Annotated in this window: 19 protein-coding genes; 14 read left to right on the top strand and 5 right to left on the bottom strand. The window is 56.1% G+C overall.

The window, feature by feature from the left end:
* Positions 1-21: 21 nt before the first annotated feature.
* From SDD30_RS04370 to SDD30_RS04320, 11 genes are all read left to right on the top strand, one after another.
* Positions 22-324 carry a BMC domain-containing protein gene (locus SDD30_RS04370; protein WP_434073723.1) on the top strand — a complete coding sequence of 101 codons (303 nt, stop codon included), beginning with the start codon at positions 22-24 and terminating at the stop codon, positions 322-324.
* A gap of 18 nt (positions 325-342) precedes the next feature.
* A complete protein-coding gene (locus tag SDD30_RS04365) occupies positions 343-1,356 on the top strand; it encodes a class II fructose-bisphosphate aldolase (protein ID WP_434073722.1) in 1,014 nt (337 codons plus the stop codon).
* Between the two features lie 34 nt (positions 1,357-1,390).
* On the top strand, positions 1,391-1,669 hold the full coding sequence (gene pduA, locus SDD30_RS04360; RefSeq protein WP_156272602.1) for a propanediol utilization microcompartment protein PduA: 279 nt from the start codon (positions 1,391-1,393) through the stop codon (positions 1,667-1,669).
* A 31-nt stretch (positions 1,670-1,700) separates the two neighbouring features.
* Positions 1,701-2,336, top strand: coding sequence for a phosphate propanoyltransferase (gene pduL / locus SDD30_RS04355; RefSeq protein WP_434073721.1), 636 nt, complete (start codon positions 1,701-1,703; stop codon positions 2,334-2,336).
* A gap of 15 nt (positions 2,337-2,351) precedes the next feature.
* The gene (locus tag SDD30_RS04350) at positions 2,352-2,621 is read left to right on the top strand and encodes a EutN/CcmL family microcompartment protein (RefSeq protein WP_434073720.1); all 270 of its coding nucleotides are present in this window, start codon (positions 2,352-2,354) and stop codon (positions 2,619-2,621) included.
* A gap of 30 nt (positions 2,622-2,651) precedes the next feature.
* Positions 2,652-4,088 (top strand): aldehyde dehydrogenase, encoded by a 1,437-nt coding sequence (locus SDD30_RS04345; RefSeq protein WP_434073719.1) that lies wholly within the window; start codon positions 2,652-2,654, stop codon positions 4,086-4,088.
* 15 nt (positions 4,089-4,103) lie between these two features.
* A complete protein-coding gene (locus tag SDD30_RS04340) occupies positions 4,104-5,447 on the top strand; it encodes a 4Fe-4S dicluster domain-containing protein (RefSeq protein ID WP_434073718.1) in 1,344 nt (447 codons plus the stop codon).
* Positions 5,444-5,992 (top strand): BMC domain-containing protein, encoded by a 549-nt coding sequence (locus tag SDD30_RS04335; protein ID WP_434073717.1) that lies wholly within the window; start codon positions 5,444-5,446, stop codon positions 5,990-5,992. Before SDD30_RS04340 ends, SDD30_RS04335 begins: the two co-directional genes overlap by 4 nt.
* A gap of 74 nt (positions 5,993-6,066) precedes the next feature.
* Positions 6,067-7,272 carry an acetate/propionate family kinase gene (locus tag SDD30_RS04330; protein ID WP_434073716.1) on the top strand — a complete coding sequence of 402 codons (1,206 nt, stop codon included), beginning with the start codon at positions 6,067-6,069 and terminating at the stop codon, positions 7,270-7,272.
* A 74-nt stretch (positions 7,273-7,346) separates the two neighbouring features.
* Positions 7,347-8,459 (top strand): PfkB family carbohydrate kinase, encoded by a 1,113-nt coding sequence (locus tag SDD30_RS04325; protein WP_434073715.1) that lies wholly within the window; start codon positions 7,347-7,349, stop codon positions 8,457-8,459.
* Positions 8,460-8,700: 241 nt separating this feature from the next.
* The gene (locus SDD30_RS04320; protein ID WP_434073714.1) at positions 8,701-8,856 is read left to right on the top strand and encodes a hypothetical protein; all 156 of its coding nucleotides are present in this window, start codon (positions 8,701-8,703) and stop codon (positions 8,854-8,856) included.
* 103 nt (positions 8,857-8,959) lie between these two features.
* Here the strand turns inward: SDD30_RS04320 and SDD30_RS04315 are convergent, their stop codons facing one another.
* Together SDD30_RS04315 and SDD30_RS04310 are read right to left on the bottom strand one after the other, a co-directional pair.
* The gene (locus SDD30_RS04315; RefSeq protein ID WP_434073713.1) at positions 8,960-9,373 is read right to left on the bottom strand and encodes a type II toxin-antitoxin system VapC family toxin; all 414 of its coding nucleotides are present in this window, start codon (positions 9,371-9,373) and stop codon (positions 8,960-8,962) included.
* The gene (locus SDD30_RS04310) at positions 9,373-9,651 is read right to left on the bottom strand and encodes a ribbon-helix-helix domain-containing protein (RefSeq protein ID WP_434073712.1); all 279 of its coding nucleotides are present in this window, start codon (positions 9,649-9,651) and stop codon (positions 9,373-9,375) included. Before SDD30_RS04310 ends, SDD30_RS04315 begins: the two co-directional genes overlap by 1 nt.
* A 17-nt stretch (positions 9,652-9,668) precedes the next feature.
* On the opposite strand from SDD30_RS04310, the gene SDD30_RS04305 reads away from it, so the two are divergent.
* Positions 9,669-9,848, top strand: a complete 180-nt coding sequence (locus SDD30_RS04305) for a hypothetical protein (RefSeq protein WP_434073864.1) — start codon at positions 9,669-9,671, stop codon at positions 9,846-9,848.
* Positions 9,849-9,868: 20 nt separating this feature from the next.
* Positions 9,869-10,003: a hypothetical protein gene (locus tag SDD30_RS04300; protein WP_434073711.1), complete on the top strand. Its 135-nt coding sequence runs from the start codon at positions 9,869-9,871 to the stop codon at positions 10,001-10,003.
* Here SDD30_RS04300 and SDD30_RS04295 read toward each other — a convergent pair.
* The 3 genes from SDD30_RS04295 to SDD30_RS04285 form a co-directional block, all read right to left on the bottom strand.
* Complete coding sequence (locus SDD30_RS04295; protein WP_434073710.1) at positions 9,983-10,378, bottom strand: type II toxin-antitoxin system VapC family toxin; 396 nt, start codon at positions 10,376-10,378, stop codon at positions 9,983-9,985. The genes SDD30_RS04300 and SDD30_RS04295 overlap by 21 nt on opposite strands.
* Entirely contained in the window at positions 10,371-10,655 is a 285-nt protein-coding gene (locus SDD30_RS04290) for an AbrB/MazE/SpoVT family DNA-binding domain-containing protein (protein WP_434073709.1), read from the bottom strand. Before SDD30_RS04290 ends, SDD30_RS04295 begins: the two co-directional genes overlap by 8 nt.
* Positions 10,656-10,718: 63 nt before the next feature.
* On the bottom strand, positions 10,719-11,126 hold the full coding sequence (locus SDD30_RS04285) for an aminotransferase class I/II-fold pyridoxal phosphate-dependent enzyme (protein WP_434073708.1): 408 nt from the start codon (positions 11,124-11,126) through the stop codon (positions 10,719-10,721).
* Between the two features lie 168 nt (positions 11,127-11,294).
* Between SDD30_RS04285 and SDD30_RS04280 the strand changes: the two genes are divergently transcribed.
* Positions 11,295-11,906: a class I SAM-dependent methyltransferase gene (locus SDD30_RS04280; RefSeq protein WP_434073707.1), complete on the top strand. Its 612-nt coding sequence runs from the start codon at positions 11,295-11,297 to the stop codon at positions 11,904-11,906.
* Positions 11,907-12,068 lie beyond the last annotated feature (162 nt).

Raw genomic sequence — 12,068 nt, 5'->3', positions numbered from 1 at the left:
GGAGAAAACGAGGAGCATGGAGTGATTTTTTTGCGTCCAGCAGTAGGTATTATTGAAGCCATGGGCTTAACGGCAGCCATCCAGGCGGCCGATACGGCCGTCAAGGCGGCTGACGTTCAGCTCCTGGCTTATGAACTTTCCAAGGGCAAGGGTATGGTTACGGTACGCTTCAGCGGCGATGTCGGCGCCGTTACGGCGGCCTTGGAGGCCGCTGTGGCGGCAGCCAGGGAAGTAAGTGGCGTTTATGCCTCGCTAGTTCTCCCCCAACCCCATGAAGAACTGGACAAGCTATTGTACCGTCACAAGAAGGATAGTGTTGACTAGGAAAGGGGGGAGCACTAAATGCCACTCATGACTTTAAAAGAAGTCCTGGCTGACGCCGACCGGCGCCATTACGGCGTGGGGGCCTTTAATGTCCTTAACGTCGAGATGCTGAATGCCATTGTAAGCGCGGCTGAGGAAGAGCAGGCGCCGGTAATCCTGGCCTATGCCGAGGTGCACCAGAAGTATATCGCCATGGAAACCATTGCCCCGCTGATGCTTAAAGTCGCCCGGGAAGCCACGGTGCCGGTGGTGGTTCATTACGACCACGGCCAGCAGTTTGAAAACATTATCAAGATCATGCATTACGGTTTTACCTCGGTAATGTTTGACGGCTCGACCCTGCCCTATGAAGAGAATGTCCGCCGCACCCAGGAAGTGGTGCGGATTGCCAGAATCCTGGGCGTTTCCGTGGAAGCTGAACTGGGGCATGTCGGTGGGGCGGAAGGCGGCCCGGGCGGCGAAGATGACCCGCAGGCCGGTTATACTGATGTCAACCAGGCGGCCGATTTCGTGGCCCGGACTGGTGTCGATGCCCTGGCGGTAGCTATCGGCACCGCCCACGGGGTATACCGAACCCGCCCCAAGCTCGATTTAGAGCGCCTGGCGGCCATCAAAAAACGGGTGGGAATCCCCCTGGTCCTCCACGGCGGTTCGGGGTTGAGTGATGATGATTTTCGCCAGGCTATTGCCCGGGGGATAGCTAAGATCAATATCTTTACCGACATGTCCCTGGCAGCCGTCGATCAATTAAAAACCAACTTGTGCACCTGTAGCCAGGGCAGCTGCGATGCGTCCTGTGCTGATAACTGCCTGCTCCAGCGTGATTACAGCGGCGCTTTGCCCGGGGATAGCATGGAAGACCTAATCCAACGGGTGGTGGCCCGGGTATGGCGGGAGTTGGCGCAGAAGGAAATAGCCCAAACCCAGCCGGTACAAAGTTACCCGGATTTAATTTTAGCGACCACGGCCGGGATTAAGGCCGAGGTTAAACGCAAGATACGCCTTTTTGGCAGTAACGGCAAGGCTGATTAAAACATTTCTATTTAAGTTAAGGAGGCATTTTCCAATGATTAATGGTGCTCTAGGCATGGTGGAAACCAAGGGTTTGACCGCGGCTATTGAAGCGGCCGATGCTATGGTGAAGGCAGCCAGTGTAAGCTTGCTGGGTATGGAGAAAATCGGCTCCGGGATGGTGACGGTTTTCGTGGCCGGCGATGTCGGTGCGGTTAAGGCGGCTACCGAAGTCGGCGCCCAGGCCGCCCAGAAGGTTGGCGAGCTGATAGCCGTCCATGTCATTCCCCGGCCCCATGCTGACCTGGAAAAAATCCTGCCGGCCATGGCATAGTTCTGTCCTCATAAAGTGAGGGAGCGATAAAGTGCTGCCACAGGAAGAATTACTGGCCATCATCACCAGGGCGGTCCTGGCTGAACTAAAGGAGCAAAAGCGTTTCATCCCGGTAGGTGTTTCCGCCCGCCATCTCCACATCAGCCGCGCCGACCTGGATGTCCTGTATGGCCCCAGTTATCAGTTAAAAAAATTAAGGCCCCTCATGGCCGGTGAATTTGCTGCCGAGGAGACAGTGACCCTGGTGGGTCCTAATATGCGGGCCCTGGAGCACGTCCGTATCCTCGGGCCGGAGCGCCAACAGACCCAGGTCGAGCTGGCCCGGACGGACGCCGTCCGCTTAGGGCTCAATCCCCCGGTGCGCCGGTCAGGGGACCTGGCAGGTTCAGCGGGATTAGTAATTGTAGGCCCCAAGGGAGCCGTGGTCCTGCGGGACGGTTGCATTATTGCCAACCGCCACCTTCACATGACCCCGGCCGATGCCCGGGCCCTGGGCTTAAAGGATAATGTCTACGTTGATGTACGGGCCGCAGGGGAAAAAGGTGCCGTTTTACACCAGGTACAGGTACGGGTTCAGGAAAAGTTTCGTACCGAGCTGCACATCGACACCGATGATGCCAACGCCCTGGGGTTACGCTGCGGCGACCGCGTCATGGTGGTAGCGTGAAAGCTGGCGAGATAAATGTTAATCGGTAAAGTTATCGGCACAGTAGTATCCACCCGGAAACACGAAGGCCTGGTAGGCTTGAAGCTCCTGATCATCAAGCCGTTAAACGCCCGCTCCCGGCACCAGGACCTGGTAGCTGTCGACAATATTGGCGCCGGCACCGGGGAAACAGTGCTGGTTACCACCGGCAGCAGCGCGCGCCTGGCGATCGACAACCCCCGGGCGCCGGTAGATGCCGCCGTGGTAGGCATTGTCGACAACCCGGCCGGGGTGTCGTCCGGGTAACTACTGCTGCCTTTTAAAGGGGTAATAACTTTGCAGGCAGGAGAAGAACGGATTGCCCAGATTGTAGCGGAAGTGCTAAAAAAATTACAGCCCTATCTGCCTCCCGGCCAGCCGGCACCCGCACAGCCGGCGGCCGCAGCGGCACCGGCTAATATTCCCGGTGAACAAGGCATTTTTAATGATCTGGAAGCGGCCCTGGCGGCAGCCAAAAAGGCCCAGGCCGAATTGATGGCCCTGGCCAGAGAAACCAGGGAGAAAATTATCGCCGCCATCCGCCAGATCTTCCTGGAAAATGCTGAGAAGCTGGCGCGCCTGGCGGTGGAAGAAACTGGCCTGGGACGTTTTGAAGATAAGATCGTCAAGAATAAGAACGCGGCTTTGCTGACGCCGGGTATGGAGGATTTGGAGCAAAGGGTCGATGCCGGTACGACGGGAATGATTTTTAGCGAGCGCGGTCCCTTTGGCTTGATAGTTTCCATTGAGCCGACCACCAACCCGATAGCTTCGCCGGTCAATCATGGCCTGGCCATGATTGCCGCCGGCAACAGCGTTTGCTTTGCTCCCCATCCCCGGGCCGTCAAATGCTGCCACGAGGTGGTACGCCTTTTTAACGAGGCGATCGGTAAGGCCGGCGGTCCCGTTAATTTAGTTGTATCTACCCGTGATGTCAGCCTGGATAACGTCCACCGGGCCATGGCCTCACCCCAGGTAAACCTGATCGTAGCCACCGGTGGCCACGCCCTGGTGGAGGCGGCCCTGGCCAGCGGGAAGAAATGCATTGCCGGCGGTCCCGGCAACCCTCCAGTGGTGGTGGATGAAACCGCTGACATTGAGCTGGCGGCCCGGAATATCATCCTGGGGGCGTCTTTTGATAATAACCTCCTCTGTATCGCGGAGAAAGAGGTTTTTGTCGTGGACCAGGTGGCGGATGCCCTGCTGCTGGCCATGCAGCGCCAGGGCAATTATGTGGCCGACAACCTGGAAATCCAGCAACTGACCAAACTCCTGGTGGTGGACGGTAAGATTAACAGCCGCTTTATCGGCCAGCATCCCTCCCGGATCTTAAAAGAGATCGGGGTCCGGGTTGGGGATGAGGTGCGGGCGGTAGTCATGGAAGTACCCCTGGATCACCCCCTGGTTACCCTGGAACAGCTGATGCCGGTCCTGCCGGTGGTCAGGGTCAAGGATTTTGCCACGGCATTAAAAGTTTCCCGGGAAGTGGAACACGGTTTCCGGCATACGGCCGCCATTTACACCCGCGATTATACCCGGGCATCGGCCTTCGCCCGGGCCATGGAAGCCACCCTGACGGTGGTCAATGTGCCCACTTATGCCGGCTTGGGCGGTGAAGATATCGGCAAGCCGACTATGACCGTGGCCGGCCCCACGGGTGAGGGTATTACTTCACCCCGGACTTATACCCGCGAGCGTAACGTTGTCTTTGGTGGCCAGTTAACCATTGTTTAGACCGGAGTGAGCTTAATGAGCGGGCCGGAATTGGTAGCTAAAGTTTTTCAGGCGGGAGTGGTCGGGGCCGGCGGGGCCGGCTTTCCGACCCATTTTAAAATTAAAAACCGGGCGGAAATCGTCATTGCCAACGGGGCCGAGTGCGAGCCCCTCCTCCAGGTGGACCAGCAGCTCCTGGTCAGGGAGCGAAGGGCAGTTTTAAGGGCTCTGCAGGCAGTAAAAGAGGCTGTAGGGGCCACGGAAGCTTACCTGGCCTTGAAACCCAAGTATAAAGAAGCAGTCAGTGCTTTAGAAGCAGTTTTGCCGGGGTATCCGGGCCTGACGATCAAGTTGCTACCCGATGTTTACCCGGCCGGGGACGAGCAGGTGCTGGTGTACGAGGTCACCGGGCGGGTTGTCCCCCCCGGGGGAATTCCCCTCCAGGTAGGCGTGGTTGTTTTGAACATTGAAACCCTGGTTAATGTTTATGCAGCCATGCATGACGAACCGGTAACAGCGAAGTATCTTACCGTTGCCGGCGCGGTAGCCCGCCCCGTGACCGTCCAGGTTCCATTGGGAACACCGGTGGAGGAGGTTCTGGACCTGGCAGGCGGCCCGCAGGTAGAAGATTTTTTGGTCCTTGACGGCGGCCCCATGATGGGTCAGTCAATCGCCCCTGAACACGATGTGGTGACCAAGACCACCAAGGGGCTGCTGGTGCTTCCGACCAGCCATCCCCTGGCGGCGAAAAAGCAATTGACCCTGACCAGGGCCCTGGGGCGAACAATGGCGGCCTGTTGCCAGTGCCGGGAATGTACTGACCTTTGCCCCCGCTATCTGCTGGGCCACTCCCTGGAACCCCACCGGACCATGAGGGCGGTGGCTTATGGGATCACCGGCGATAGCCGGGGTATTACCGGGGCTATGTTGTGTTCCGAGTGCGGGTTGTGTGAACTTTTCGCCTGCACCCTGGAACTCTCACCCCGCCAGGTTAATATCGCCATAAAAAAGGAACTGCGGCGCCAGGGCTACCGGCCGGGCCGGCCAGGGCAGCAACCCCTAGTTAACCCCTGGCGGGCCGGCCGCCAGGTACCCACCGGCCGCCTGGTAGCCAGGCTGGGACTGGGGGCTTATAACCGCCAAGCCCCCCTGACCCTGGAATTGTACCGTCCCCGGCTGGTGAGGTTGCCTTTACAGCAGGGCGCTGGTGTGGCCGCCACTCCCCTGGTCAAGAGCGGTGACCGGGTGGCCAGGGGCCAGCTCATCGCTACTGTTCCCGAGGAGCAAATCGGGGCCAACCTCCATGCCAGCATTGACGGCACCGTCCAGGCGGTGGGCGAGGCCATCATAATCCGGGCCGGGGAGGTGGGTGAAGATTGAAACACGCCATCGGTTTATTGGAATTGAACAGCCTGGCCGCGGGGGTCCTGGCAGCCGACACCATGGTCAAAACGGCGGCGGTGGATCTCCTCCAGGCCACCATCATGTGCCCGGGGAAATATATCATCTTAGTTGCCGGGGATGTCAGCGCGGTCCAGAGCGCCGTCGCAGCAGGCCAAGCAGGGTTCGCGGCGAACATCATCAGCAGCCTGGTCCTGGCCAACGTGCACCCGGATGTCTTCCCGGCCCTCAGGGGGGCGGTAGCAGCGACGGCAATGGGTGCCCTGGGTTTGATCGAAGCTTTTTCGGTGGCGGCGGCCATCCAGGCCGCCGATGCCGCGGCCAAGGCGGCCGTAGTGCAACTCCTGGAGATTCGCCTGGCCCGGGGTATGGGTGGCAAAGCCTTTGTTCTTTTTACGGGGGATGTCGGTGCGGTCACAGTGGCGGTGGCCGCCGGCGCCAGCCAGGCGGAGGCCGAGGGTATGCTGGCCGGCACGGCGGTAATTGCCAATCCCGACGCCCGGGTCTGGGAGCAGGTGCTGTAGAAGGTTAAACTGGCGGGCGGGCAGGGGAATTAGCAGCAGGTGCTGCCAGCTACCAGTAAAAAGAGGGTATTTTGATGCAGATTTTAGTTCTCAATTGCGGCGGTTCATCCATGAAGTACCAGCTCCTGGCCATGCCGGCAGAGAGGGTAGTGGCCAAAGGGAGCATTGACCGGTTGTTTAGTCCCCGGGCGGAAATCAGCCACCAGGCGGCGGGCCGGGAAGCAGCCCGGCAGCCCTTGCCCGGCGCGACTTTTGCCGACGGCATCCGCTGGCTGGTTACCGCATTGCGGGAAGAGGGTATCATTGCCGGGGTTACGGATATTGACGCCATTGCCCATAAACTGGCCCACGGCGGGGAGAAGTTCCAGCAGCCGGTCTTGATTGACGACGAAGTCCTGGCTACCATTACCAGCCTCTCCAGCCTGGCGCCGGTCCACCTGCCCCCGGCGGTGGCAGGCATCAGGATGTGCCAGGAATTGTTGCCGGGGGTACCCCAGTATGCTGTCTTTGAAACCAACTTCCACCGGAACGTACCGCCTTACGCCTATATCTACGGCCTCCCCTACGAGTGGTATGAACAGTATGGCATCCGCAAGTATGGCTTCCACGGTACCTCCCACCGCTATGTAGCAGAGACGGCAGCCGGAATCCTGGGACGGGAACTCCGGGAGTTAAAGCTTATCTCCTGCCACCTGGGCAGCGGCACCTCCGTGGCGGCCATCAAATACGGCCGATCGGTAGACATCAGTAGCGGCCTGACACCCCAGTCGGGGACCATCATGTCCACGCGGCCGGGGGATTTTGACCCCTGGGTCTTTCCCTTGATAATGGAACTGACCGGCATGACGGCCGCCGCAGTTAATGAAGTCATGGTTAAAAAGGGCGGCCTGCTGGGTATTTCCGGCTTGAGCGGCGATATGCGCGACCTGGAGGCCGCGGCCAGAGCAGGCCACCAGCGGGCCCAACTGGCTATCGATGTCTTTTGCTACCAGGTGAAGAAGTATATTGGTGCCTTTGCCGCCGCCATGAACGGGCTGGACGTCTTAATCTTCACCGGCGGCATCGGCGAGCGGTCCCCTGCCATCCGCGCCGGGATCTGCCGGGATTTTGACTTTTTAGGAATAGAGTTGGACGAAGGGAAAAATGAACACCGCCCCCGGCCGGATATCCTATCCAGGAAAAATGCCCCGGTGACCATCCTGGCCATTGACACAAATGAGGAACTGATGGTGGCGCGGCAGGTGGCGGAGCTGGTAGGGAAACCTTGCACTGTTTTATGAATTATAGTGCTATAAAGTGAAGTTTACGCCGGATTGGTTGTAATATATTAAGATCATGACTGGGGGAAGGATTCATGCCGGTAAAATCCCTGGACGTTGTCTCCGTAGGCGAGATTTTAATCGATTTCGTGGGCAACCCCAAGGGGTGTCCGCTGGCGGAAGTGACCGATTTTCGCCGCGCCGCCGGTGGCGGGCCGGCCAACGTCGCCGTGGGGGTGGCCCGCCTGGGTGGCCGTGCCGGTTTCATCGGTAAGGTGGGTCGGGACGCTTTCGGTGAACATTTAAAGAAGGTCCTGGAGGAAAACGGTGTGGATACGCGGGGTCTCCTTTGGGACAGGGAGGCCAACACCACCCTGGTTTTTGTGGCCCTGAATGAAAAGGCGGTGCCGGAGTTCGTCTTCTTCCGCCACGAGACAGCCGATACGAGGATGGATCCCGCCGAACTACCGCAAGAAGTACTTGGCGACACCCGAATCCTCCACTTTAGCTCCGTATCCCTGACGGTGGAACCGGCCCGCAGCGCTACCCTGGAAGCTGTCCGGATAGCCCGGGCAGCCGGGGCGGTTATCTCTTTTGACCCCAACTTGCGCCTTTCCCTCTGGCCGGACCAGGAGACAGCTAGGAGAAACATCCTGCAAGCCGCCGGAAGAGCAGATATCATCAAGCTCAACGAGGAAGAGCTGGCGTTTTTAACCGGTTGTCCAACCCTGGCCGATGGTATAGCGGCACTTCTGTCCGGGAAACTATTCTCCTGGGAGTTATCCGCGGACCAATGCACGGGGAGGGTATCACCACCAGGGATAAGCAGCAGCAATGCCGTCATCTCGAGCAGTATAGTTACAAAAATAGCGCCGGGGCCGCGGCTAATCGCCGTGACCCGGGGCGCAGCCGGGGCTGTCCTGGCCCAACAGGGGTTACAGGTTGCGATCCCGGCCCTACCGGTGACCGCTGTGGATACCACCGGCGCCGGGGATGCCTTCATGGCCGGCATGCTAACCGCCCTGGCCGGGATTTTAGGGGAGGGGCGGGATCTAACGGACCTGGAAGAAAGGGATTTGCACTATACCGGTCACCTGGCAGCCACTGCCGCGGCCATCACCTGCACCCGACCGGGTGCCATCCCGGCGTTGCCGACAAAAGCGGAGGTAGAAGAAGAGATACGGCGTAACTTAAGCGGTACTTTATGATCCATTGGTTCAGAAAACGGAGCGGAAGCGGAGAGGGTATGGCGATGGTCCGGTTTGGCCGTTAAGTAAACTTAATTAGAGAGCGCCGGAGTTATAAATCTAGTATCAGCGCGGCTTCCCGACGGTGGTGCGGAAAATGAGGTTATATTTCGCAAAGTAGTCAACTCACACCTTAGGCCAACTCATATCTCGAACGGAAAAACCGGTGCAGTGCCAGGGAGCCTGGCTGCTGGGACCGCTGATGGACGCACTGAACCCCCTGGTTCTTTATTTTGTCGGCTCCAACATCAACCGGCGGACGGTGGCTAATGTGAAAAAAGCCGGTATTACCATTGAACGGGAAGAGAATTTGGCCGGGAATATTGTGAAATTAATTATCGGCCATCCAGGCGGTTAATGGCCAATTTTAATCCTTGAGCAATTCCTCCAGGCGTCGGCAATCTGATTGACGTAGTTCCTGAATGAAACTATCGTCACGAAAGAGCGGATTACCTCCAGTTTTAAGGCAGAAAAGAGAAACCCATGATCTTAAAATGGTGGTCAAAGGTGGCGATACGAGGGATGTTTTTGCGACGTAAAATTGCGGCGCTGGAAGCGTCGGCTAAAGTAAGAGGGTGATCGGAGAATTTTTCCAGAAACATACGCGCTTCCTTCAGAATCGCATCATCGACCCAGATTATTTGAGTAAACCGTTCCTCAACCTGCTGCCTTATGATATCAAGGAACTTTAGAGCTGCCTTGGTATCTAACTTACGCATTAATAAAGTGTAAGTTTCAGATAAGATTAAGTCAGACGTTACGAGCAGGATACCTTCAGCTTGCAAGGAGATTATTACCTGCCTGGCTTCTTGATGATGCTGGTCATTTCGGACTAAATAACCAAACCACATTCCAGTGTCGATAAATACTTTCATTAATCAGCCTCCGGACCCTCTGAACCGTAAATAATTTCATCATGCCTTTCACTAGCGATAAAGGAATCTGCCTTACCTTGAAAAATCCCTACCGCCTTTAGCACGGGGTTTTTTTCCGGAGGAGTGTTACGCCGCTTTTCCTGTTCAAGGTACATGATTAGTGCCCGGCGAACGATTTCTGATTCGGAAACCCTGGAACGCTGCGAGTAATCTTTTAGTTCTTTATTCAGGGCAACTGGGACATATAATTGTCGTCTTACCATTTTGTTATAGGGCATGAGGGCAGCCTCCTTCTATTTCCATTATAAAACAATGGTGTATAGAAGGCAAGTATTATACACAAGCATCAGTGCTGACGCAATATGGAAACTGGTGGGAGTGGGAAATTGGCGTTCCCTTGCGGCTTAATGATATCGCCTTCATGGCCGGAATGCTAACAGCCCTGGCCGGGATTTCAGGGGAGGGCTGGGACTAACGGACCTGGAAGAAAGGGATTTGCACTATACCGGTCGCCTGGCAGCCACTGCCGCGGCCCTTACCTATACCCGCCCGGGCGCCATCCCGGCGTTGCCGACGCAAGCGGAAGTGGAAGAAGAGATACAGCGTAACTTAAGAAGAGTAGGGTTTTAAAGTTAATAATCCTTCAACAGGCTCAAAGTGCTTCGTATTCCTCGTCACCAGTATGGCTGTCAGGTCTAAAGAGGTACTGGCAATAATGGCGTCTACCGGGGCAAGTCCATTAGCTCTGTATTTTCGTAAAAGCTCTCCGGCACGCCGGGCAATATTAGACGATACGGGAATGGCATTAAAACGCTTAAGCAGACTCTCTATCTGCTCTTTTTCGCCTTTTTTGGGCATAGTGCCAGCCAGCAATTCCATTTCCGTAAGTACAGATATATGGCCCGTAAACTCGCCCTGAAAGATGCGTAACAAAAAATCTGTGGCCGGCTGAAAGCCCCGGAAGTGATCAATGAGGATATCGGAGTCAATTACAATGCTATTCATTGAGCAATTCCTCCAGGCGTCTATGATCTGATTTACGTAGTTCTCGGATGAAATTCTCATTGATATCATTTCTATCTTTCCATAAACCCGCCGTAGCTTTAAGTATATCTTCGCTTGTACCCTGGCTACCAGTTAAGGCCTTCTTTTTTACCTCAAGTATAATACTGTTTTCCCCGATCGCTTTGACCAGCAGGGCATCACCAGTATGAATCTTTAACTGGCGTCGAATCTCTGAAGGTATGGTTATTTGTCCTTTGGAAGAAATGCGTGTTTCCATAAACAATCTGCCTCCCTACCAACTCCTTACTCTCCATAGTTTATCATACCTGGTAAAGCAACGTCAAGAAAGGAAACACTCCAGCCGGTCCAGGCCTTCTTTAATGTTTTCCAGAGAGTTGGCGTAGGAAAGGCGTATATATCCCTCGCAGTTGCGGCCGAAGTCGATGCCCGGGGTGATGGTGATGAGCATGGCTGGCGAGGTGCCGGAAGTAACGATGATTTGATCGGGCGAGATGCTGACCCCGTACTTGCGCAGGTAGTAGCGGGCGATTTCTTCTCTGAGTTCCGGCTTGCCCAGGCTGTGGGTGTAGTGGGTGTCACCGTCCCTGAGGGCCCGCCGCGCGGCTTTTTTGATTGATTCAGGGGTGTCAAAATCAGGTTCGCCGATTTCCAGGTGGATGATTTTTTCTCCCCTGGCCTCCATTTCTTTGGCCTTTTCCAGGATGTCCATGACGATAAAGGGCGGCATTCCCGCGCCTTGGTGGCAATATTTTTTCCCTGTCAGGCAAGTAGCTCACCAACTTTACAGCAAGGTATTGTTTCTTTTTTCGCCGGAAAAAGCCTGTAATCCTGCCTGCCAGGGTTTTTGGGAATAAAAAAGCGAGTTATGATATAATAACTTGTGGTGATGGCAGCAATGGATAGGAAACTAACGGAAATAATCAAAAAGCGCTATAACCGCACGGCGCTCTTTTATGACTGGATGGACCGGATGATCCCCGATGAATGGCGCCGGCGGGTGTGGCGGGAAGCCCGGGGCCGGGTGCTGGAAGTTGGCGTAGGTACAGGGGCTAATTTTCCTTTTTACCCACCGGGATGCCAGGTGACGGCCATTGATTTCAGCCCGGGGATGCTGGCGCGGGCCAGGCAGAAGCTGCACCTGGCTAGGGTCGCGGTGGCTTTACAGGAGATGGACGTCCAGCACCTGGGCTTTGCGGATGCCAGCTTTGATACGGTAGTAGCTACCTGCGTTTTTTGCACCGTTCCCGATCCGGTCCAAGGGTTGCAGGAAATAAACCGCGTCTGTCGGCCGGAAGGGAAGATCATTCTCCTGGAGCACGTTCGCAGCGAAAACCGGCTGCTGGGACCGCTGATGGACGCACTGAACCCCCTGGTTCTTTATTTTGTCGGCTCCAACATCAACCGGCGGACGGTGGCTAATGTGAAAAAAGCCGGTATTACCATTGAACGAGAAGAGAATCTGGCCGGGAATATTGTGAAATTAATTATCGGCCATCCGGGCGGTTAATGACTATTTGCGGCCGCGATCCAAGTCCAGGGTGGCGGTTACGTGCCTGTTTTAAGGTTTTCTTAAAATTGGCCTAAAAAAATTTCTACCTGTGCAGTTGCATGTACCATGATTAACCAATAATGGCAACAATCTCACTAGACAACGCTAGCAAAAAAAATT

The sequence above is a fragment of the Moorella naiadis (nom. illeg.) genome, assembly GCF_051020825.1.
GTDB lineage: Bacteria > Bacillota > DSM-521 > Neomoorellales > Neomoorellaceae > Neomoorella > Neomoorella naiadis.
This window is presented reverse-complemented; position numbering and strand designations above follow the sequence as displayed.